The following is a 21,411-nucleotide window of genomic DNA, read 5'->3' as shown; positions in this document are numbered from 1 at the left end:
GCGCCTGAGGGGGTGCTCGCGATGCTATTCGCGATGGCACACGTCCGTCACCGGCCGGCCCGCAACAATGGAAGTACTGCTCGGTAGACCTGCGTCCGCCGGCGGAACGTCCACGGGCTCCGCGCGGGCCGGTCCCCCACGGAGCCCGGTGATCCGGGCCACATCGGCCGCGGGGTGACGCCCGGCGTCGCGCTCCCCTGCGCCGTAGCCATAGACTGGGCGACTGTGAAAGCACTGCTCCTGGAGAACGTCCACCCCGAGGCCGAACGCATCCTGTCCGAGAAGGGCATCGAGGTCGAGACCCGCAAGGGCGCCCTCGACACCGGAGAGCTCGTCGACGCCCTCGAGGGCGTCGAGCTGCTCGGCATCCGGTCGAAGACCCACGTGACCCGGGAGGTGTTCGAGGCCCACCCGCAGCTGCTGTCCGTGGGCGCCTTCTGCATCGGCACGAACCAGATCGACCTGGCGGCCGCCACCGAGCACGCCGTGACGTGCTTCAACGCCCCCTACTCCAACACCCGGTCCGTGGTGGAGCTCGCGATCGCCGAGATCATCTCGATGGCCCGGCACCTCACGGACAAGAACAAGGGCATGCACGAGGGCGTGTGGGACAAGTCCGCCGAGGGCGCCCACGAGGTCCGCGGCCGCACCCTCGGCATCGTGGGCTACGGCAACATCGGCTCCCAGCTGTCCGTGCTCGCCGAGACCCTCGGCATGCGGGTCTACTACTACGACGTGGTGGACCGCCTGCCCCTGGGCAACGCCCAGCGCTGCGACACGCTGGAGGAGCTGCTGGAACGGGTCGAGACCGTCTCGCTGCACGTGGACGGGCGCACCAGCAACAACAACCTCTTCGGCCGGGATCAGTTCGAGCGGATGCGCCCCCGGTCCCTGTTCCTGAACCTGTGCCGCGGCATGGTGGTCGACTACAACGCACTGCGCGACGCCCTGGTCAGCGGGCACATCGCCGGCGCCTCGGTGGACGTCTTCCCCAACGAGCCCAAGGTGGCCGGGGACCCGTTCACCTCGGTGCTGCAGGGCCTGCCCAACGTGATCCTCACCCCGCACATCGGCGGCTCCACGCAGGAGGCGCAGGTGGACATCGGACGGTTCGTGGCCGGGAAGCTCTCGTCCTTCGCGACCTCGGGCTCCACGACCCTGTCGGTGAACATGCCGCAGGTCCAGCTGGACACCGCCGTCAACGGCACCCGCATCCTGCACCTGCACCGCAACGTCCCGGGCGTGCTGGCGACAGTCAACAGCGTGCTCGGCGACCACGGCATCAACATCGACCGTCAGCAGCTGTCCACCCGCGGGGACACCGGCTACCTCGTCACGGACGCCGGCAACGGCGTGACCCGGGAGGTCATCGAGCAGATCCTGGGGCTGCCCGAGACCATCCGTCTCAGCACCATCAACTGACGCACCGCCCGCCTCCGGCTCCTGACGGAGGCAGGTGGCACAATGACCGCATGAGCGGCGTCCTGGAGCAGCCTGCCGTCCACGGCAGGAGCACCTACGGAGCGGTGGTGCTCGCCCTCGCACCGGCGGGGGCCGCACCGGGCCCCGACGACACCGCCCGCGCCGGCGACGACGCCGCCCCGGTCCCGATACGCCCCGCCGGCGGAGTCCTGCACCCGCGCCACGAGGCGGGGGCCGCCGAGCTCTTCGCCCGCCTGCGCGCCGAGGGCGTGCTCACGGCCCTGGTCACCACCCACCCGGAGCTGGGCGCGGGACCGCCGGCGGACATCGTGGTCGCGGCCGATCCGCCGCGGGACGGGCCGGACCCGCACCCGCCGGCCGCCTCCCTGCTGCTCGCCTCCCGCCGGCTGGCGGTGGAGCCCGAGCACATCGTGGTGGTCAGCGACAGCGACCGCCTGGTGCGGACCGCCGTGACCCACGGCTTCGGGCTCGTCGTGGGGCTCGACGGCGCGGGCCGGCGGGGCCGGCTGCTCGCCGCCGGCGCCCACCTCGTGGTGGACGACCTCACGGACCTCGACATCCCGGTCGCCACCGCCCCGGGGGACTCCGACTGGGCCGGCGGCTGCGGCGGGGGCAGCCCGTGGAACCTGACCTACGCCGACCTCGACCCGCCGCGCGAGGGGATGCGGGAGTCGCTGTGCACCCTCGGCAACGGGTACATGGCCGTGCGCGGCGCCGCGAGCGAGTCCCGGGCCGACGGCACGCACTACCCCGGCACCTACCTCGCGGGCGTCTACAACCGGCTGCGCTCCGAGGCCGCCGGTCTCGTCCTGGAGCACGAGGACCTCGTGAACGCCCCCAACTGGCTGCTGGTGCAGTACCGCGTCCAGGACGGCTACTGGTTCGAGCCCACCCCGGACAACGTGCTGGAGCACCACCAGGACCTCGACCTGCGCACCGGGGTGCTGACCCGCACCCTGCGCTTCCGGGACGAGGCCGGGCGCACCACCCGCGTGACCACCCGCCGGTTCGTCTCCCAGGACCAGCGCCACCTGGCGGGGCAGGAGACGGTCTTCGAGGCCGAGGACTGGAGCGGGACCCTGACCGTGCGCAGCCTCGTGGACGCCGACGTCCGCAACCGCAACGTCGCGGAGCACGCCGCCCTGGCCGGCCGGCACCTGGCCGACGCCCGGCTCGAGGACCTGGGCCACGGGACCGCACGGGTCGAGGTGGCCACGTCCTGGTCCGGCGTCCGGATCGCCGTGGCCGCCCGCACCCGGGTGCTCCGCAGCGGCACGGAGGACCGGCTGCTCTCCCGGGTCCCGTCCCGGCCCGCGCCCGGCGTGGTGGGCCACGAGCTGCGGCTGCGGATGGACCCGGGGCGGGCCGTGCGGGTCGAGAAGGTCGTCGCCCTCGTGACCTCGCAGGACCGGGCGATCGCCACGCCCGCGCACGCCGCGTCCACGCTGCTGGAGCGGGCGGGCGGCTTCGACGAGCTGCTCTCCGCCCACGTGGTCGCGTGGCAGGCCCTGTGGTCCGCCTTCGCCGTGGCCACCGACGCCGGCGGCCAGCAGGGCCTGGCCGTGAACCTCAACACCTTCCACGTCCTGCAGTCGGTGGCGGCCGCGCACCCGGACCTGGACGCCGGCGTCCCGCCCCGCGGGCTGCACGGCGAGGGCTACCGCGGCCACGTGTTCTGGGACGAGATGTTCGTCTACCCCATGCTCACCCTCCGCCGGCCCGAGTGGACCCGGGCGCTGCTGGCCTACCGGTACCGGCGCCTGCCCGAGGCGCGGGCGGCGGCCCGCGCGGCCGGCCACGAGGGGGCCATGTTCCCGTGGCAGAGCGGCAGCGACGGCCGCGAGGAGACCCCGCGGGCGCTGTTCAACCCCCGCACCGGCCGGTGGATCCCGGACCACTCGCGGCTGCAGCGCCACGTGGGGCTGGCGGTCGCGCACAGCGTGTGGCAGTACTACCAGGCCACGGGCGACACCCGCTTCCTGATCGAGCAGGGCGCCGAGCTCGTGGTGGAGATCGCCCGGTTCTTCTCGAGCCTCGCGGTGTACGACCCCGAGGACGACCGGTACGTGATCACGGGGGTGATGGGCCCGGACGAGTTCCACGACGGCGCCCCGGGCGCGCCGGGCTCGGGGCTGCGCAACAACGCCTACACCAACGTCATGACGGCGTGGCTGCTCGCGCGGGCGGTCGAGATGGTCGAGCGTCTCGGCCAGGACTACGGCGGGCCCCTGTGGCGGCGCCTGGGCCTGCGGGAGGACGAGGTGGCCCGCTGGGAGCGGGTCCGCACCCGGCTGCGGGTGCCGTTCCTGGCCGGCGGCGTCCTCGCCCAGTTCGAGGGCTACGAGGAGCTGCCGGAGCTCGCCTGGGAGGACTACCGGACCCGCTACGGCTACATCGGGCGCCTCGACCTCATCCTCGACGCCGAGGGGCGCTCCACGAACGACTACCGGCTGGCCAAGCAGGCCGACGTCCTGATGCTGCTGTACCTGTTCTCCGCGGAGGAGCTGCGGGAGCTGCTGGGGCAGATGGGCTACGACTTCCCGGCGGAGGCGGTCCGGGCCACCGTCGCCTTCTACTGCGACCGCTCCTCGCACGGGTCCACGCTCTCCAACGTGGTGCACTCCTGGGTCGAGGCCCGCCGGGACCGCCCCAGCTCCTGGTCCTTCCTCACCCGGGCGCTCAACAGCGACCTCGTGGATGCCCAGGGGGACACGGTCCGCGAAGGGGTGCACCTGGGGGCCATGGCCGGCTCCGTGGACATCCTCACCCGCTGCTACACGGGCCTGGAGGTCCGGGACGACATGCTGTGGCTGCACCCGGCGATCCCCCCGCAGCTGCCCAAGGTGTCCTTCTCGATCAGCTACCGGGACCAGCCCATCCAGGTCGAGGTCACCCGCGCCGGGCTGCGGCTCTACCTCGCCCCCGGCCCCGCCGAGCCCGTGCGCGTGAACGTCGACGGCGAGGTCCACGAGCTCGCCGCCGGGCAGATCCGGCACTTCCCCGTGGCGGTGACCGATGCCTGAGCCGTGCACCGCCGGCCACGGGGCCGCGGTCCCCGTGGAGGACCCCACGAGTTCACCGGATGATCACCGGGGGTTCCCCCTCGGTGGCACCGTGGTCGGGCCGCCCGGTCCACCATGGGACGACGACGCCCCCGCACTCCCCCACCCTGGAGCAGTGATGTCCTCAGACACCGTCCTTCTCGACCGTTCCACGACCCCCGGCGTCGCCGATCCCGCGGTGCCGCTCATCGGTCCCGCCACGGGCCGCGCCCTGCACGTGATGAGCTACAACATCCGCTTCCACCACAGCGGCACGCACGCCGGGAACCCGGACCACTGGCCCGACCGCGCGCCCCGGCTGGCGCGGCTGCTGCAGCTCGAGCAGCCCACGCTGCTCGGGGTGCAGGAGGCCCTCCACCACCAGCTGCCGGCGGTGGAGCGGGCGCTGCCCGCCGGCTACCGGATGGTCGGCTACGGGCGCGCCGGGGGCAGCAAGGGCGAGTACTCCGCGATCTTCTACGACGCCCGGCGCCTGGAGCTGGTGGAGTGGGACCAGTTCTGGCTCTCCGGCACCCCGGAGCTCATCGGCTCCACCACCTGGGGCAACGACATCCCGCGCATCGTCACCTGGGGCCGCTTCCTGGACCGCGGCACCGGCACCGACCTCGTGCTCGTCAACACCCACTTCGACCACGACTCCGAGACCGCCCGGGACCGCAGCGCGGAGGCCCTGGTCGAGCTCGTGCACAGCTTCCACCCGCACACCCCCACCCTGGTCACCGGGGACTTCAACGCGGAGGCGGGGGACTCCGGGGCTTACGAGACGCTCGTGGGCTCCGGGGTGCTCGCCGACACCTGGACGGCCGCCGAGGAACGGCTCACCCCCGCGTGGGGCACCTTCCCGGACTACGGCGAGGCCGTGGAGGGCGAGGAGCGGATCGACTGGGTGCTGGCCGGCCCCGGCGTCCGGGTGCGCCGCGCCGCGATCAACACCGCCCGCTTCGCGGGGGGCCACCCCAGCGACCACGCCCCGGTGCAGGTGCTCGTCACCCTCGACCGGGACTGAGCGCTACTCCCCTGCGGGACCGAGGGCGAGCGGGCGCCACGGGCGGGCGCCGTCGGCCTCCGCCCCCATCGACCCCACGGTCCGCGCGGTGCGCGCCAGGGACGCCGCGTCCTCCTCGCGGGAGCGGCAGACGTCCTCGGCCGGCAGCGCGCACCACCGGATCGGGTCCAGGGTGAGGATGTGCGGGGTCCACACCGGGTCCCCGGCCACCCACTCCCCGTCCTCGCGCGCGAAGGACATGCTGACCGTCAGGCCCTCGTTGTTGACCGGCACCCGGGTGGCGTGCTCCGAGACGCTGTTGCCCAGGCCGTGCACGATCCAGGTGTCCCCGCGCTTCTCGATCGGCAGCACCGAGTGCGTGTGGTGGCCGTAGACGAAGTCGAACTCCCCGCTGTCGGCGAGCGCGTGCGTGACCTCGAACTGCTGCCGGTCGGGCGCCGAGGAGTACTCCTCGCCGGCGTGCACCGCGGCCAGCACGATCTCCGCCCCCGCCGCCCGGGCCGCGCGCGCCTTGCGGACCATCTCGGGGACGTCCAACAGGTCCACGCGCCACGCGGCGTCCGGGACGTTGCCGTTGAGCCCGTAGGTGCCGGTCACCAGGCCCACCCGCACGCCGTCCGCGTCCAGGACCAGCGGCTCCCGCGCGTCCTCGGCGGCGCGGTACGTGCCGGTGGTCGCGATCCCGGCGTCCGCCAGGACGTCGAGGGTCCGCTCGAGGCCCTCCGGGCCGGCGTCCACCGCATGGTTCGAGGCCGTGGTGCACGCGTCGTAGCCGAGGTCCGCCAGCGCCGGGACGATCTGCGGCGGCACCTCGAACGAGGGGTACCCGGAGAAGGGGCCCTCGGCCGCGGCGAGCGGGGTCTCCATGTTGCAGACGGCGAGGCCGGCGTCCTCCGTGAACGGGCGCAGGCCCTCCACGAGCGGGCCGAAGTCCAGCTCCCCGTCCCCGTCCGCCTCGGCCTGCGCCCACAGCCCCGGGTGGAGCAGGACGTCGCCGGTGACCACGACCTCCAGCCGGTCCGGGGCCGGCTCCGGCGCCGCGGGGGCCGACGACGGCGCCCCGGTCCCGTCCGGAGCGCCCGCCGGCGGCCCGGCCGGCTCCGGGGAGCAGCCGGCGAGGACCGTCGCCCCCGCCAGGAGGACCGCGGTCAGGCCCGCCGCGGGGCCGCGGCGCACCGGCGGGAGGACACGACGAGAGCTCATGGACCGAGGGTAGGCCACCCCGGCGGGGGCCGCCCACCCGCCGGAGGTCAGGACAGGACCGTCGACCAGAGCCCCTCGTCCTCGGGACGGTGCGGGACCTCGGTGCTGGGCACCACCTCGGCCGGCGCCGGGTGGGCCCTGCCCTTCAGCGCGAGCATCTCCTCCAGATCCTCCAGCGGGGTGGGCGAGTTGTCGGCCCGCAGGTCGACGTCGAGTAGCACAGGGTACTGGAAGCCCGCGAGCGTGTCGGCCACGAGCACCGCGGCGCTCTGCTGCCCCCGGCTGTCCCCGCCCGCGTCCCGGCCCGCGCGCAGACAGGCCAGGAGCGCGCCGGCCATCTCGGTGCTGGTCGGCCCGGACCCCGTGAGCGCCTCGTCCATCGCGGCGCGCATCGACTCGACGACCTCCGGGCCGGTCAGGTAGTTGCCGATCACCACGAAGTCGGCCCCGGCCACGCCCCCCGCCCAGGGCGTGCACAGGCTGCCGGTGAGGTGGGCACCGGGCCCCGCCACGGGCAGGACGGCCACCTGGCGCAGCGCCAGGTCCGGGTCGGCGTCGGTCAGGGCCGCGATCGCCTCCTCGGCCGTGCCCCCGTGGTGCAGGGTGCGGAGCATCTCGAAGCGCAGCCGCCGGTTGGTCCACGCCTGGGAGGCGACCACCCCTGCGGTGGGCACGAGGGCCGGCACGGCGTTGCCCACGGCGAGCGAGCAGCTCGCCGTGGCGGCGCCGAGCAGGCGGGAGTCCGCGCTCCGGGCGATCACGGTGTAGGTCACGAGCACCTCCTGGCCGGCACGTCCGTGCCGGCCGGTTCGTTGTCGATGGATGCCCCGCGCGGACCGGGGCGGGACGTCCTCCGCCCCGGCACGCCGGGCCCGCGGTGCTGGTGGCGGGCCGTCCCGGGTGCATAGGGTGGGACGACACCCACGACCGGGTGCGCATCGGGAGGGCGGCCGCACGGAGCACCTGCCGGGTGCTCCCGGGCGGACGGCTCATTCCTACCACCGGGAGGCGGCGGATGGCACGCGGAGCACGGATCGCCGCCCTGGGGAGCGCCGTGTGCCTCGCCCTGGGCGCCTGCTCGGCGGGCGAGGGCGTGGACCTGGCCGGGGCGGGGGACATCGACACCGACGGCTACCTCGAGGTGGCCATCGCCGGGGAGCCCGACCAGCTCGACCCCCACAACACGAGCGCCTACTTCTCCTTCCAGATCCTCGAGAACGTCTACGACACCCTGGTGGAGCCCGACGAGAACCTCGAGATGCAGCCCGCCCTCGCCGAGTCCTGGGAGGTCAGCGAGGACCAGCTCTCCTGGACGTTCCACCTGCGGGAGGGCGTCACGTTCCACGACGGCTCCGCGTTCACCGCCGAGGACGTCGTGTACTCCTACGACCGGATCATCGACGAGCAGCTCGCCAACGCCTACCGCCTGGCCGCCGTCGAGGACGTGGTGGCGGTCGACGAGCACACCGTGCGCATCGACGTGTCCCAGCCCACGCCCGCCCTGCTCGCCGCGATCGGCGGGTACAAGGGCATGGCCGTCGTCGAGCGACAGAACGTGGAGAGCGGGGACGTCCAGCTCGACCCGGTGGGCACCGGCCCGTTCGAGGTGGTGGGCAACTCCGCGAGCACGGCCGTGACGCTGCGGGCCAACGACGAGTACTGGGGCGACGGCCCCCACGTCCCCGGGGTCGTCTACCGGTTCATCTCGGAGGGCACCACGGCGCTCGCGGACCTCACCGCGGGCGAGGTGCACTGGACCGACTCCATCCCGCCGCAGCGGGTGAACTCGCTGCGGCGGAACCCCGACCTCGAGGTCGCCGGGGTCCCCTCGACCGACTACTGGTACGTGGCCATGAACCAGGCCCGCCCGCCCTTCGACTCCCTCGACGCGCGCCTGGCCGTGGCCCGGGCCATCGACCGGGAGGCGATCGCCCAGGTCACCTGGTACGGCAACGCGACCCTGAACCAGACCGCGGTCCCCGAGACGTCCGTGTGGCACCACGAGTACGCGCCCTTCGAGCAGGACCCCGAGCGGGCCAGGGAGCTCGCGGAGAGCTCCGGGCTGACCGGGGAGACCGTCGAGCTCATGGTCACCAACGAGTACCCCGAGACGGTCACGGCCGCCCAGGTGATCTCCGCGAACCTCGCCGACATCGGGGTGGCCACCGACATCCGGACCCTCGACTTCGCCACCTGGCTCGACGAGCAGGCCCAGGGGAACTTCGACATGCTCCTGCTGGGCTGGCTCGGCAACGTGGACGTCAACGACTACTACTACAACCAGCACCACTCCGAGGGCTCGAACAACGCCCAGGGCTACAGCAACCCCGAGGTCGACCGGCTCCTGGACGCGGGGCGCACCGAGACCGACCAGGACGCCCGCAAGGAGCTCTACGGCCGGGCGGCGGAGCAGATCGTGGACGACGCCAGCTACGTCTACCTGTACAACCCCGACGTGGTCCAGGCGTGGACCCCCGACCTGCAGGGCTACGAGGCCCGCCCGGACCGCGCCGTCCGGTTCAAGGACGTCCGGCTCGAGGAGGACACCGAATGAGCAGCCCGCTCCTGAGATTCCTCGTCAAGCGCCTGCTGCACACCGTGGTGGTGCTCTTCGGCGTGCTGGTCGTGGTCTTCGCCCTACTCCAGCTCGTCCCCGGTGACCCCGTGCGGGTGGCCCTCGGCACGCGCTTCACCCAGGAGTCCTACGACGCCCTGCGCGAGGCCTCCGGTCTGGACCGGCCCCTGCTCGTGCAGTTCTTCGCCTACGTCGGCAACGCCCTCACCGGGAACCTCGGCGTGAGCTTCCGCAGCGGCGAGCCCGTCACCCTCATCCTGCTGGACCGGCTGCCGGCCACGGTGTCCCTCGGCCTCGCCGGCATCACGATCGCCCTGCTCATCGCGTTCCCGCTCGGCACCTGGGCCGCCCTGCGCCGCGGCTCCGCGGCGGACGGCGGGATCCGCGCCGTGAGCCAGTTCGGCGTGTCGATCCCCGACTTCTGGCTGGGCCTGATGCTGATCATCGTCTTCTCGACGATGCTCGGGCTGCTGCCGCCGTCCGGGTACGTGCCCTTCACGGAGGACCCGTGGGGCTGGCTCCAGCGGGTGATCCTGCCGGGTCTCGCCGTGGGCGTGGTCTCCGGGTCGATCATGACCCGCTACGTCCGCGCCGCGGTGCTCGACGTCGCCGGCTCCAACTACGTGCGCACCGCCCGGTCCAAGGGCCTGCCCCGCCGCACGGTCATCGGCCGGCACGTGATGCGCAACGCGCTCGTCCCGATCCTCACGGTGGCCGGCGTCCAGGCCGCCACGATGCTGGGCGGTCTCATCGTCATCGAGGTGGTCTTCGCGTGGCCGGGCCTGGGCCGGCTGGTCTTCGACGCCGTCGCGGCCCGCGACTACCCGGTGGTCCAGGGCACCGTGCTGCTGATCGCCCTGATCTTCCTGCTGATCAACCTGCTGGTGGACATCCTGTACGCCGTCGTCGACCCGAGGATCCGTGTGTCATGAGCAGCCCCGAGACGCCCTCGCCCGACCGCCGCGCCCCGGGCGCCGGCGACGGCCGCACCGGGCCCGTCCCGCGGCCCGCCGAGCCGGCGGAGAACCCGGAGGAGGCCGCCCGCACCGGCACCCTGCGGATGCTGGTCTCGAACCGGGTCACGGCCGCCGGGCTGGTCATCCTCGTCGTCGTCCTCCTGCTCGCCGTGCTCGGACGCTGGATCGCCCCCTACGGGGCGAACGACATCGACGTGGTCAACGCCCTGCAGCCGCCCTCGGGCGCGCACCTGTTCGGCACCGACGAGCTGGGCCGGGACGTGTTCTCCCGCGTGGTGCTCTCCGCCCGGATCTCCCTGACCGTGGGGCTCGTGGCCGTGGGCATCGCCCTGGTGGTCGGCGTGGCCCTGGGGCTCGTGGCCGGCTTCTTCGGCGGCTGGCTCGACACCGTCGTCATGCGCAGCGCCGACGTGCTCTTCGCGTTCCCCATCCTGCTGCTGGCCATGGCGATCGTGGCCGTCCTGGGCCCCGGGCTGACCACCGCGATGATCGCGATCGGGGTGGTCTACACCCCCATCTTCGCCCGCATCACGCGGGCCTCCACCCTGGCCGTGCGCGAGGAGCTCTACGTCACGGCCTCCCGGTCCATCGGCGCGTCCGACGGCCTCATCCTGCGCCGCCACGTGCTGCCGAACATCATGGGGCCCATCACCGTGCAGACCTCCCTCTCGCTGGCCTTCGCGATCCTCTCCGAGGCGGCGCTGTCCTTCCTGGGGCTCGGCGTCCAGCCGCCCGAGCCCTCGTGGGGACGGATGCTCTACGACGCCCAGGCCTTCATCTACGACGCCTGGTGGATGAGCGTGTTCCCGGGCCTGGCCATCTTCTGCACCGTGCTGGCGTTCAACCTCGTGGGCGACGGCATGCGCGACGTCCTCGACCCGCGGCAGCGGACCGCCGACGAGATCCGGAGGAGCGCCTGATGCGCACGACCGAGCCCCACCGACCCGCCGCCCCGGCGCCCGCCGACCGGGACGTGCTGCTCGACGTGCGGGACCTCGCCGTCCGGATCGGCCCCGCGGAGATCGTCAACGGCGTGTCCTTCACCGTCCCCCGGGGCGGGACCCTGGGCATCGTGGGCGAGTCCGGGTCCGGCAAGTCCATGACGGTGCTCGCGGCCACCGGGCTGATCGACTCCCCGCCCGCCCGGGTCAGCGGGCAGTCCCTGCTGGACGGTCAGGACATCGTGACGATGAGCCCCCGGCGGCTCCGCGGCGTCCACGGCAGGCGGGTCGGCTTCATCTTCCAGGACCCCTCCACGTCCCTGAACCCGGTGCTGACCGTCGAGGAGCAGCTCACGGAGGCACCGCGCTTCCACCTCGGCCTCACCCGCCGCGACGCCCGGCGCCGGGCGCTCGAGCTGCTCGAGGCGGTCGGCATCCCCGACCCGCCGTCCCGCCTCTCCTCCTACCCCCACCAGCTCTCGGGCGGGATGAAGCAGCGCGTGATGATCGCCGTGGCCCTGGCCTGCGACCCCGAGCTGCTCGTGGCGGACGAGCCCACCACCGCGCTCGACGTCACGACGCAGGCCCAGATCCTCGAGCGCGTCAAGGAGCTGCAGGCCTCCCGGGGCATGAGCGTGATCTGGATCAGCCACGACCTCGGCGTGGTCTCGGGGATCGCGGACCGGGTGGCCGTGCTCTACGGCGGGCAGATCGTGGAGTCCGCGCCCCTCGAGGAGCTCTTCACCGACCCCCGCCACCCCTACACCCGGGGGCTCATGGCCGCCCGGCCGCAGACGGCCCGCGGCAAGGGCGAGCTCGCCGTGATCCCCGGCAGCCCGCCGGACCCGAAGCACCTGCCCCCGGGCTGCCTGTTCTGGGACCGCTGCCCCGTCCGCGGCGACCCCCGCTGCGAGACCGAGCGCCCGCCGGAGACCGTGGTGGGACCGGACCACGTCGCCCGCACCTTCTACGGCGGGGGCGCGGCCGGCACCGGCGCGGCCGGCACCGGCCGGCGAGGAGGCTCCCGATGACCGGCGACCACCGGCCGCTGCTGAGCGTGCGGGACCTCCAGGTCCGCTTCCCCGTCCGCACCGACCGCGGCAAGGGCGTGGTGCAGGCCGTGGCCGGGATCGACTTCGACATCCACCGGGGGCAGACGGTGTCCCTGGTCGGCGAGTCCGGCTCGGGGAAGTCCACGGTGGCCAACGCGCTGATGCACCTGGTGGAGCCCAGCGCGGGGACCGTGCTGCTCGACGGCCGGGACGTCACCTCGGTGCGGGGCCGGGAGCTCAAGGCCCTGCGCCGGCGGATCGCCATGGTCTTCCAGGACCCCTTCGCGTCCCTGGACCCCCGCCAGCACGTCTCCCGCGCCGTGGCGGAGCCCCTCGAGGTGCACGGCCTCGGCGGGGACCGGGACGGGCGCCGCCGCCGGGTGGCGGATCTCTTCGAGCAGGTGGGCCTCTCCCGCCGCTTCCTCGACCGGTACCCGCACGAGCTCTCGGGCGGGCAGCGCCAGCGCGTGTCCATCGCCCGGGCGCTCGCGGGCGAGCCGGACCTCATCGTCCTCGACGAGGCGACCGCGTCCCTGGACGTCTCCGTCCAGGCGCAGATCATGAACCTGCTCAACCAGCTGCAGGGCGAACTGGGGCTCACCTACCTGTTCATCGCCCACGACCTCGCGGTCGTGGAGCACATGAGCGACCACGTCCTCGTGATGTACCTCGGCCGGCTCATGGAGGACGGCGGCGTGCGGGACGTCTTCGACGCCCCCGCCCACCCGTACACCAGGGCGCTGCTCGCCTCGGCCCCGTCCGCGGACCCGGTGGCGGAGCGCCGCCGCAGGACCGCCCCGCTCGAGGGCGAGGTGCCCTCCCCCCTCGACCCGCCGTCCGGCTGCGTGTTCCGCACGAGGTGCCCGTGGGCGGCCGACGAGTGCGCGCGGACGGTGCCCGCGCCCGTCCCGCCGCCGGGCGCCCAGGGCGCGGCCCCGGGGACCGTGTCCTCCGACCCCCGGCAGGCCGGACCGGCGCACCTCGCCGCCTGCATCCGGCTCCCGGAGGTGCAGGCGTCCGCGCGCGGGCCCGCCCCCGCGCCCGATGGCCTGCCGGGGCCGGCACGGACCCCGCCGTGGGCCGAGGCCCCGCCCGATCCCTGACCGAGAGCACGACCGACGCCGACCAGACCTGGAGCCGACATGAGCGACCGACCGTCCGTCCCCGCAGCCACCCGGGAGCAGCGCCGCCACCCGCCGCGGGACCCGGAGACCGCCGAGCACCGCTCCCCCGGGGAGGAGGCGGCCCCGGTGCACGCCAAGACGCACCGGATCAGGTGGGCGGGACTCGTGGTGGGCCTGGTCCTGGCCCTGCTGGTCTACGTCGTCATGCCCGCCGACCTGGCCCACCCCGCCAAGCTCACCGCCGCCACCGCGGTGCTGATGGGCGTGTGGTGGATGACGGAGGCGATCCCGATCCCGGCCACCGCCCTGCTCCCGCTGATCGTCTTCCCCGTGCTCGGGGAGGACGTCGCCGTGGACGACGTCGGCGCCTCCTACGGCAGCAACATCATCTTCCTGTTCATGGGCGGGTTCCTGCTGGCGCTGGCCATGCAGCGCTGGAACCTGCACCGCAGGATCGCCCTGCGCACCGTGCGCGTGATGGGCACCAAGCCGGCCCAGATGGTGGCCGGGTTCATGCTGGCCACCGCGTTCCTCAGCATGTGGGTCTCCAACACGGCCACCGCCGTGATGATGCTGCCCATCGGCGTGTCCGTGCTGCTGCTGCTGCCCAAGCTGCTCGAGGACTCCGGTGCGCCGGCCGGCGGCACGGACGGCGGCGCGCTGGAGGACGCCGATCTCGAGGGCGCCGACCCGCAGAGCGCCGAGGTGAAGGAGGCGGTCATCGCCTCCAACTTCGGCACCGCGCTGATGCTGGGCATCGCCTACGCCGCCTCGATCGGGTCCCTCAGCACGATCATCGGCACCCCGCCGAACACCCTGATGGTCGGCTACCTCCAGGAGGCGCACGGCATCGACGTCGGCTTCGGCCAGTGGATGCTCGTGGGCGTGCCGCTGTCCGCCGTCATGCTCGTCGTCGCCTGGTTCCTGCTCACCAAGGTGCTGTTCAGACCGGAGATCGACGAGATCCCCGGCGGCCGGAAGCTCATCAGCCAGGAGCTGGAGAAGCTCGGCCCGATGTCCACCGGTGAGAAGCTGGTGCTCGCGGTCTTCGCGCTGGCCGCGCTCAGCTGGGTGTTCGTCCCCATCGTCTTCGACTCCCCGCCCATCAGCGACGCCGGCATCGCCATGGTCGTGGGGCTGCTGCTGTTCCTGCTCCCCGCCGGGGCCCGGCGGGGAGTGCGGCTGCTGGACTGGGAGTCCGCGGTGAAGCTGCCGTGGGGCGTGCTGCTGCTCTTCGGCGGGGGGCTGGCCCTGTCCGCGCAGTTCACCTCCTCCGGCCTGACCGACTGGATCGGGCAGGCCGCCGCGGCGCTGGGCGCGGTGCCGGTCGTCCTGGTCGTGGCGATCTTCGCCGCCGGCATCCTCTTCCTCACGGAGCTGACGAGCAACACCGCCACGGCGGCCACGTTCCTGCCCGTCTCCGGGGGCGTGGCCCTCGGCCTGGGACTGGACCCCGTGCTGCTGGCCATCCCGGTGGCCCTCGCGGCCACGTGCGCGTTCATGCTGCCGGTGGCCACCCCGCCCAACGCCATCGCGTTCGGCTCCGGCTACGTGACCATCGGGCAGATGATCAAGGGCGGGCTGTGGCTGAACCTCATCGGGATCGTCCTGATCACCCTCGTGACCATGACGCTGGGCGTCTGGGTGTTCAGCATCGTGTACTGACCGGCCCACCCCACCGGGCGGGCGCACGGCGGCCCCGGCCTCAGGAGGCGGGGCCGCCGTCGTGCTCGAGCTCGGCCAGCACCGGGAAGTGGTCCGAGGCCCACACCCCGCGCGGGCGCTCGGCCAGGACCCGGGCGTCGAGCACGCGGACCGGGCCGCCGTACAGGATCCAGTCCAGGCGCGGCGTCCTGGCCCCGGGCTCCCGGTAGCGGGGGAAGGTCCCCGCGGCGTCCGGGGGCAGGGTGTCCCGCAGCCCGCCGGCGAGCGCGGCGTCCCAGGTGCGGGAGCGGCCGGCGGCCGCGTTCATGTCCCCGAGGAGCACCAGGGGGCCGTCCCACCCGAGGAGGAGGCCCTGGAGCGCGGCCAGCTGGCGCAGCCGCGCCCGCTCCGGCCACGGGTCGAGGTGGGTGGCGCCCACCCGCCAGGACACTCCCGTGCGCCGGTCCGTGAGGTCGGCCAGCACCAGGGTGCGGGGGAAGAGGTCCCCCGGCACCTTCGACCCCGGGATCTCCGGCAGCGCGGACAGCCACCGCTGCTGCCAGCGCTCGATCCGGAAGCGGGCGGTGTCCACGGCCAGCAGGCACCGCTCGCCGCCGCCGTCGGCGTCCCGGCCCCCGCCCAGGAGAACGTGGTCCGGGCCCAGGGCCTGCCGGACGTGGTGCAGCTGCTCCGGGAGGACCTCCTGGAGGGCGGCCAGCTCCGGCCGGTGGGCCCGGAGCAGGGCCTGCACGGCGGGGGCCCGGGTGAACCACGCGTCCGGCGCCGTCCGGCCGTACTTCGGCAGGGGACGCCGGACGTTGAAGGTCATGGCCGTGAACGCGCCCCGGCCCCGCGGACCACGGGGGTCGGCGGGGCCGGGGCGGGCGTGGGCTGCCACGGTCGCGGGACGGACTACTGGGCGGCGGACTCCGCCGCGCCCTGCTCCGTGCGGGCGCCGCCGTGCTGGAGGTCGCCGCCGCTGTTCTCGAGGTGGGCGCGCATGAACCACTGGAAGAGCTCGAGCTCCTTGACCTGGCCGATGAGCATGTCCTCGGTGACGGGATCGAGCTCGCCGACCTTCTGGATCGCGTCGCGGTGGTCCTCGATCACGCCGTTGTAGACGATGTCGAGGGCGGCGAGGTGCTCCACGCCGGTGGCGCGGTGGACCGAGTAGTCGTCCCAGGTGCGGGCCTGGACGAGATCGCCCGGCAGGCCGGAGGGTCCCACGCCCAGGGTGGCCATGCGCTCGGCGAGCTCGTCGACGAAGCCGCGCACGAGCTCGATCTGCGGGTCCAGCATCTCGTGGACCGAGATGAAGTTGGGGCCCACCACGTTCCAGTGGGCGTGCTTGAGCGTGAGCTGGAGGTCGTTGAGGGCGTGCAGGCGCTGCTGGAGCGTCTGGGCGACCTCGTGACCGTTCTCGGTGGACAGGCCGGGCACGGTGTAGGGGGCGGTGCGCTGGTTCGGGGTGGCCATGAGTTCGTCTCCGTGTTTCCGGCCGCCGCGGGGCGGCGACCTGGCTCGACAACTGCGGACGGCCCGCGGGACGGGCCTCTGCCCCCACTATGGCACGACCCCCACCCACTGTCAGCACCCTGTCCATTCGCTTCGCTGTCCGCGATATCCAGGGGATGCGCGCCCGCCGCCGGACCCCTGATCGGGTCCTTGCCAGGACGCGGAGCCACTGATTGGCTGGTCCCATGGACACGACTCCCGCCTCCGGCGACCAGCTCCCCGACGATCCGCACCTGGCCGACGACGTCGGCATCCCCGACACCCCGGCGCGCGACCTCGAGACGGCCCCGGACCCCCTGGGCCAGACCAACGCCGGCCAGCGCGTGCCGAGCGCGGGGAACGCCGCGGACCCCGCCGACCCGGACTTCGGCGCGGGCGCGGGCGGCCCCGGCCCCACGGCCGGGGACTGACCCGGCGCGCCGCCGCTGCCCTGGGTCCCATGAGCACCCGCAGCACCAGCACCGCCGGGATCGCGCGGGCCACCGGCGTCCCGTGGGAGACCTGGACGGCGCGGCTCGACGGGCTCGGCGCCCGGACGATGGGCCACGCCGAGCTCGCCCGCCGGGTGGCGGAGCAGCTCGCCGGCGTCGTCGAGAACCACGAGTGGTGGGCGCAGTCCGTCGCGGTGGCCTACGAGCAGCACACGGGAGCCCGCCGGCCCGGGCAGGCCGGGGACGGCACCTTCGGGGCGAGCGCGAGCCGCACGGTGGCCGGCACCCCGGACGAGGCGCTCGCCCGGTGGACGGCGCTCATGGCCTGCCGCACGGAGGTCGGCGGCGTCCCGTTCCAGCAGCCGCCCACCACCGCCGCCACCGAGAAGTGGCGCTACTGGCGCGTCCGCCTCGCCGACGGGACCAGGGTCTCCGCGAACATCGGCGCCAGGGCGGGCGGCCGCGCCACGGTGGCCCTCGCGCACACCGGACTGGCCTCCGCGGAGGACGTCCTGCGGTGGCGCGCGGCCTGGAAGGACCTGCTGGCCGCACTCTGAGCCCGCGCCGCGCTTGTGAGGCGGCTCACTCCTCGCCTACGGTGACCAAGTACCTGAGACGAGGAGTATCACATGACTGTGCCGTATCCGCGCCTGCTCGCACCCCTGGACCTGGGCTTCACCACCCTGCCCAACCGGGTGCTCATGGGATCGATGCACACCGGTCTCGAGGAGCTGCCCGGAGGGTTCGAGCGGCTCGCGGAGTTCTACGCGGAGCGCGTGCGGGGCGGGGTGGGGCTCATCGTCACGGGCGGCGTGGGGCCGAGCCCCGAGGGCGCCACCCGGGCCGGGGGCGCCCTCCTGCGCACGCCCGAGGAGGTGGCCCGGCACCGCCTGGTGACCGGCGCCGTGCACGCCGAGGGCGGCAGGATCGCCCTGCAGATCCTGCACTCCGGCCGCTACGCCAAGGCCCCGGACGCCGTGGCCCCGAGCCCCCTGCGTGCCCCCATCAGCCCCGTGGTGCCGCACGAGCTCACCGCGGAGGAGATCGAGCGGACCATCGAGGACTTCGCCCGCACCGCCGCGCTCGCCCGGGAGGCCGGCTACGACGGCGTGGAGATCATGGGCTCCGAGGGCTACCTCATCAACGAGTTCGTCGCCGCCGAGACCAACCACCGCACCGACGAGTGGGGAGGGTGCTACCCGAACCGGATGCGCCTGCCCGTGGAGATCGTCCGCCGCGTCCGCGAGCGCACCGGCCCGGACTTCGTCCTCATCTACCGCCTCTCCATGCTGGACCTGGTCCCGGGCGGCTCCACGCTCGAGGAGGTCGTGGCGCTGGCCCGGGCGGTCGAGGCCGCCGGCGCCACCCTGCTCAACACCGGCATCGGCTGGCACGAGGCGCGCATCCCCACGATCGCCACGGTCGTCCCCCGCGGCGGCTTCTCCTGGGTGACGCGCCGGCTCAAGGGCGAGGTCGGGATCCCGCTGATCGCCGTGAACCGGATCAACACCCCGGAGACGGCGGAGCGGATCCTGGCGGACGGGGACGCCGACATGGTGTCCCTGGCCCGGCCCCTGCTCGCGGACCCGGACTTCGTGGTCAAGGCCGCACGCGGCCGGGCGGACACCATCAACACCTGCATCGCGTGCAACCAGGCGTGCCTGGACCACACCTTCGCGGGCCGCACCGCGTCCTGCCTGGTCAACCCGCGGGCCGGGCACGAGACCCTCCTGCGCCTCGGCCCCACCCGCCGGGCCGAGCGGATCGGCGTGGTCGGCGCGGGCCCCGCGGGGCTGGCCTTCGCCGTCGGCGCCGCGGAGGCCGGGCACGCCGTCACCCTCTTCGAGGCGGCGGACCGGATCGGCGGGCAGTTCCTGATGGCGCTGCGCATCCCCGGCAAGGAGGAGTACGCGGAGACGCTGCGCTACTACGGCGTGCGGCTCGCCGAACTGGGGGTGGACGTGCGGCTCGGGACGGAGGCCGGGCCCGGGCACCTGCGCGGCTTCGACCGGCTCGTGCTCGCCACCGGTGTGGAACCGCGCGTGCCCGCGATCGAGGGGGTGGAGCACCCCTCGGTCGTGGGCTACCGGGACGTCCTGCAGCACGGGGCGCCCGTGGGCCGCCGGGTCGCGGTCCTCGGCGCCGGGGGCATCGGCTTCGACGTCGCCGAGTTCCTCCTGCACTCCGACGGCACGGACTTCTACCGCGCGTGGGGCGTCGACACGACGCTGTCCGCCCGGGGCGGGCTGGTCCCGCCCCGGCCCGGGCGCCCGGCGCGCGAGGTGACGCTGCTGCAGCGCTCCCCCGGCAAGCTCGGGGCCGGCCTGGGCCGCACGACCGGCTGGATCCACCGCACCTCGCTCCGGGCCGGCGGCGTCCGCACCCTGAGCGGGGTCGTGTACCGGCGGATCGACGACGACGGGCTGCACCTCACCGCGCCGGGACCCGACGGCACGGAGCCGGTCGAGCAGGTGCTGCCGGTCGACACCGTGGTGCTGTGCACGGGCCAGGAGCCGCTGCGGCGGCTGCACGACACGCTGCTCGGGACCGGCCACGACACCGGCGCCGTGCCGGTGCACCTCATCGGCGGGGCGGACGTGGCGGCCGAGCTGGACGCCAAGCGGGCCATCCGGCAGGCCACGGAGCTCGTCGCCGCCCTCGGCTGACCCCCGGCCCCGGGCCCGGCCCCGCCGGACCGGCCCGGGCGGGGCCGGATGCGGCCCGCGCCGTGCGGCGATGTGCGGGGCCGGGCCCCGGGTGCCACGATGGGGTCACTCCCGCGGAAAGGATCCCCATGCTGCTCGACCTCCTGCTCGTCAACGCCACGGTCCTGACCATGGACCCGGACCGCCCGACGGCGTCGAGCCTCGGCGTGCACGGCGGGCGGATCGTGGTCCTCGACGACCCGGACGTGCCGGCGGCCGAGACCGTGGACCTCGGCGGGGCCACCGTGCTGCCGGGGTTCGTGGACGCGCACTGCCACACCGCGTGGTTCGGGCTCGGCCTGGCGGAGGTGGACCTCTCCGGCTGCACGTCCCTGGACGAGCTGTACGCGGCCCTGGAGCACGGCATGGCCGCGAAGCCGCGGGACGAGGAGTGGCTCATGGCCACCGGCTTCCTCCCGGCCACCGTGGGCGGGACGCTGCCCGACATCGACGTCCTCGACCGCATCACGGGCAGCACGCCGCTGTTCGTCCGGCACACGTCCGGCCACGCGGCGGTGGTGAACTCCGAGGCGCTGCGGCGGGCGGAGATCTTCACCCCGGGGACCCCGGACCCGGTGGGCGGACGGGTGGTGCGGGACGACACCGGCCGCGCCACGGGCCTCGTCGAGGAGACCGCGCAGGCCGTGGTGCAGGAGCTGTTCCGCCCCTACCCGGTGGACCGGATCGTGGCGGCGCTCGACCGCGCCACTGCCCGCTACGCCGCCGAGGGCATCACCACGTTCGCCGAGGCGGGGGTGGGCGCCGGGTGGATCGGGCACAACCCCTCCGAACTTCAGGCCTACCAGCAGGCCAGGGACGCCGGCGTCCTGCACGCCCGGGCCCAGGTGATGCCCGTGCTGGACGTCCTGCACGGGATCGGCGGGCTCGGGGACGGCTCCGAACGCGGGCTCGACCTCGGGCTGCGCACCGGCTTCGGTGACGACGAGCTCAGGCTCGGACCGGTCAAGGTGTTCGTGGACGGCTCGCTGCTCGGGGAGACCGCCGCCGTGACCGAGGCGTTCTGCGGAGGCCACTCGACGGGCTACTTCCAGGAGAACCCCGAGCAGATGGCCGAGTCGATCCACGCGGCGTACCGTGCGGGCTGGTCGGTGGCCGCCCACGCGATCGGGGACCGGGCCATCGACTTCGCGATCGACGTGATCACCCGCTGCCAGGACGAGCACGGGCGCCACCGGCTGCCGAACCGGATCGAGCACGCGAGCATCACTCGCCCGGACCAGCTGCCGCGGCTCGCGGCCGCGGGGATCGTGGTGACCCCGCAGATCGGCTTCCTGCGCCCCATGGCCGCCCAGTTCCGCCGGCTCCTGGGCCCCGAGCGCACGGACTGGACCTACCGGGGCCGCAGCTTCCTGGACGCCGGGGTGCGGGTGGCGGGCAGCTCCGACCGGCCGGTCGCCGACGGCGACGTGCTGCGCTCGGTCCAGGCCTGGACCGACCGCCTCGACGGCGACGGGCGGCGGTTCGGTCCCGCCGGGGAGCGGCTCGACGTGCTGCAGGCCCTCGCCGCCTACACGTCCGAGGCCGCGAAGGCGCTGGGGATGTTCGACCGGATCGGCTCGCTCGCCCCGGGCAAGCTCGCGGACCTGGTGGTGCTGGAGGAGAACCCCCTCGAGGTGCACCGGCGGGGCGGGTCGGTGGAGCACATCGGCGTGCGCGCGACCTACCGCGGCGGCCGGCTCACCCACCGCGCCGGCTGAGCGGCGCCGGACGGA

Annotated in this window: 17 protein-coding genes; 13 read left to right on the top strand and 4 right to left on the bottom strand. The window is 74.2% G+C overall.

All coding sequences use genetic code 11. From position 1 onward, the window contains the following. Positions 1-225: 225 nt before the first annotated feature. The 3 genes from serA to ACP7CD_RS17460 all read left to right on the top strand — a co-directional run bounded on the left by serA (position 226) and on the right by ACP7CD_RS17460 (position 5,511). Positions 226-1,422 (top strand): phosphoglycerate dehydrogenase, encoded by a 1,197-nt coding sequence (serA, locus tag ACP7CD_RS17470; protein ID WP_095651311.1) that lies wholly within the window; start codon positions 226-228, stop codon positions 1,420-1,422. A gap of 50 nt (positions 1,423-1,472) precedes the next feature. Continuing rightward, positions 1,473-4,466, top strand: a complete 2,994-nt coding sequence (locus tag ACP7CD_RS17465) for a glycosyl hydrolase family 65 protein (protein ID WP_426120781.1) — start codon at positions 1,473-1,475, stop codon at positions 4,464-4,466. Between the two features lie 157 nt (positions 4,467-4,623). Then, positions 4,624-5,511 (top strand): endonuclease/exonuclease/phosphatase family protein, encoded by an 888-nt coding sequence (locus ACP7CD_RS17460; protein WP_109268588.1) that lies wholly within the window; start codon positions 4,624-4,626, stop codon positions 5,509-5,511. Positions 5,512-5,514: 3 nt separating this feature from the next. On the opposite strand, the gene ACP7CD_RS17455 is transcribed toward ACP7CD_RS17460, so the two are convergent. After that, a complete protein-coding gene (locus ACP7CD_RS17455) occupies positions 5,515-6,714 on the bottom strand; it encodes a CapA family protein (protein ID WP_426120780.1) in 1,200 nt (399 codons plus the stop codon). A 47-nt stretch (positions 6,715-6,761) separates the two neighbouring features. Continuing rightward, positions 6,762-7,487, bottom strand: a complete 726-nt coding sequence (locus ACP7CD_RS17450) for a DUF1028 domain-containing protein (protein WP_017834079.1) — start codon at positions 7,485-7,487, stop codon at positions 6,762-6,764. Positions 7,488-7,729: 242 nt separating this feature from the next. Between ACP7CD_RS17450 and ACP7CD_RS17445 the strand changes: the two genes are divergently transcribed. From ACP7CD_RS17445 to ACP7CD_RS17420, 6 genes are read left to right on the top strand one after another with little or no spacing between them, the layout of a single operon-like run. Further along, on the top strand, positions 7,730-9,268 hold the full coding sequence (locus ACP7CD_RS17445) for an ABC transporter substrate-binding protein (protein ID WP_426120779.1): 1,539 nt from the start codon (positions 7,730-7,732) through the stop codon (positions 9,266-9,268). Next, the gene (locus tag ACP7CD_RS17440) at positions 9,265-10,221 is read left to right on the top strand and encodes an ABC transporter permease (RefSeq protein ID WP_426120778.1); all 957 of its coding nucleotides are present in this window, start codon (positions 9,265-9,267) and stop codon (positions 10,219-10,221) included. Before ACP7CD_RS17445 ends, ACP7CD_RS17440 begins: the two co-directional genes overlap by 4 nt. Further along, positions 10,218-11,186: an ABC transporter permease gene (locus ACP7CD_RS17435; RefSeq protein WP_368828370.1), complete on the top strand. Its 969-nt coding sequence runs from the start codon at positions 10,218-10,220 to the stop codon at positions 11,184-11,186. The genes ACP7CD_RS17440 and ACP7CD_RS17435 overlap by 4 nt, the downstream gene beginning before the upstream one ends. After that, entirely contained in the window at positions 11,186-12,238 is a 1,053-nt protein-coding gene (locus ACP7CD_RS17430) for an ABC transporter ATP-binding protein (RefSeq protein ID WP_368828369.1), read from the top strand. The genes ACP7CD_RS17435 and ACP7CD_RS17430 overlap by 1 nt, the downstream gene beginning before the upstream one ends. Then, a complete protein-coding gene (locus ACP7CD_RS17425) occupies positions 12,235-13,362 on the top strand; it encodes an ABC transporter ATP-binding protein (protein ID WP_426120777.1) in 1,128 nt (375 codons plus the stop codon). The genes ACP7CD_RS17430 and ACP7CD_RS17425 overlap by 4 nt, the downstream gene beginning before the upstream one ends. 39 nt (positions 13,363-13,401) lie before the next feature. Next, positions 13,402-15,048: an SLC13 family permease gene (locus ACP7CD_RS17420; RefSeq protein WP_426120776.1), complete on the top strand. Its 1,647-nt coding sequence runs from the start codon at positions 13,402-13,404 to the stop codon at positions 15,046-15,048. Positions 15,049-15,088: 40 nt separating this feature from the next. On the opposite strand, the gene ACP7CD_RS17415 is transcribed toward ACP7CD_RS17420, so the two are convergent. Together ACP7CD_RS17415 and ACP7CD_RS17410 are read right to left on the bottom strand one after the other, a co-directional pair. Continuing rightward, the gene (locus ACP7CD_RS17415; RefSeq protein ID WP_426120775.1) at positions 15,089-15,856 is read right to left on the bottom strand and encodes an endonuclease/exonuclease/phosphatase family protein; all 768 of its coding nucleotides are present in this window, start codon (positions 15,854-15,856) and stop codon (positions 15,089-15,091) included. Positions 15,857-15,939: 83 nt separating this feature from the next. Then, complete coding sequence (locus ACP7CD_RS17410) at positions 15,940-16,503, bottom strand: Dps family protein (RefSeq protein WP_109243685.1); 564 nt, start codon at positions 16,501-16,503, stop codon at positions 15,940-15,942. A gap of 224 nt (positions 16,504-16,727) precedes the next feature. Between ACP7CD_RS17410 and ACP7CD_RS17405 the strand changes: the two genes are divergently transcribed. The 4 genes from ACP7CD_RS17405 to ACP7CD_RS17390 all read left to right on the top strand — a co-directional run bounded on the left by ACP7CD_RS17405 (position 16,728) and on the right by ACP7CD_RS17390 (position 21,396). Next, positions 16,728-16,952, top strand: coding sequence for a hypothetical protein (locus tag ACP7CD_RS17405; RefSeq protein ID WP_136341536.1), 225 nt, complete (start codon positions 16,728-16,730; stop codon positions 16,950-16,952). Between the two features lie 29 nt (positions 16,953-16,981). Beyond that, positions 16,982-17,530, top strand: a complete 549-nt coding sequence (locus tag ACP7CD_RS17400) for a hypothetical protein (RefSeq protein ID WP_368828365.1) — start codon at positions 16,982-16,984, stop codon at positions 17,528-17,530. A 72-nt stretch (positions 17,531-17,602) separates the two neighbouring features. Beyond that, on the top strand, positions 17,603-19,639 hold the full coding sequence (locus ACP7CD_RS17395; RefSeq protein ID WP_426120774.1) for an FAD-dependent oxidoreductase: 2,037 nt from the start codon (positions 17,603-17,605) through the stop codon (positions 19,637-19,639). Between the two features lie 128 nt (positions 19,640-19,767). Next, a complete protein-coding gene (locus ACP7CD_RS17390; protein WP_426120773.1) occupies positions 19,768-21,396 on the top strand; it encodes an amidohydrolase in 1,629 nt (542 codons plus the stop codon). Positions 21,397-21,411 lie beyond the last annotated feature (15 nt).

Origin of the sequence: Kocuria sp. LHG3120 (assembly GCF_049897445.1) — a bacterium.
Lineage (GTDB): Bacteria > Actinomycetota > Actinomycetes > Actinomycetales > Micrococcaceae > Kocuria > Kocuria rosea.
Note: the sequence above shows the minus strand (reverse complement) of the source record. Positions and strands in the feature narration are given on the sequence as shown.

Coding starts and splice junctions, on each gene's coding strand:
- ACP7CD_RS17430 (WP_368828369.1), top strand. CDS start 11,186: ATGCGCACGACCGAGCCCCACCGACCCGCCGCCCCGGCGCCCGCCGAC.
- ACP7CD_RS17395 (WP_426120774.1), top strand. CDS start 17,603: ATGACTGTGCCGTATCCGCGCCTGCTCGCACCCCTGGACCTGGGCTTC.
- ACP7CD_RS17390 (WP_426120773.1), top strand. CDS start 19,768: ATGCTGCTCGACCTCCTGCTCGTCAACGCCACGGTCCTGACCATGGAC.
- ACP7CD_RS17445 (WP_426120779.1), top strand. CDS start 7,730: ATGGCACGCGGAGCACGGATCGCCGCCCTGGGGAGCGCCGTGTGCCTC.
- ACP7CD_RS17440 (WP_426120778.1), top strand. CDS start 9,265: ATGAGCAGCCCGCTCCTGAGATTCCTCGTCAAGCGCCTGCTGCACACC.
- ACP7CD_RS17435 (WP_368828370.1), top strand. CDS start 10,218: ATGAGCAGCCCCGAGACGCCCTCGCCCGACCGCCGCGCCCCGGGCGCC.
- ACP7CD_RS17410 (WP_109243685.1), bottom strand. CDS start 16,503: ATGGCCACCCCGAACCAGCGCACCGCCCCCTACACCGTGCCCGGCCTG.
- ACP7CD_RS17425 (WP_426120777.1), top strand. CDS start 12,235: ATGACCGGCGACCACCGGCCGCTGCTGAGCGTGCGGGACCTCCAGGTC.
- ACP7CD_RS17400 (WP_368828365.1), top strand. CDS start 16,982: ATGAGCACCCGCAGCACCAGCACCGCCGGGATCGCGCGGGCCACCGGC.
- ACP7CD_RS17405 (WP_136341536.1), top strand. CDS start 16,728: ATGGACACGACTCCCGCCTCCGGCGACCAGCTCCCCGACGATCCGCAC.
- ACP7CD_RS17415 (WP_426120775.1), bottom strand. CDS start 15,856: ATGACCTTCAACGTCCGGCGTCCCCTGCCGAAGTACGGCCGGACGGCG.
- ACP7CD_RS17420 (WP_426120776.1), top strand. CDS start 13,402: ATGAGCGACCGACCGTCCGTCCCCGCAGCCACCCGGGAGCAGCGCCGC.
- ACP7CD_RS17460 (WP_109268588.1), top strand. CDS start 4,624: ATGTCCTCAGACACCGTCCTTCTCGACCGTTCCACGACCCCCGGCGTC.
- ACP7CD_RS17455 (WP_426120780.1), bottom strand. CDS start 6,714: ATGAGCTCTCGTCGTGTCCTCCCGCCGGTGCGCCGCGGCCCCGCGGCG.
- ACP7CD_RS17465 (WP_426120781.1), top strand. CDS start 1,473: ATGAGCGGCGTCCTGGAGCAGCCTGCCGTCCACGGCAGGAGCACCTAC.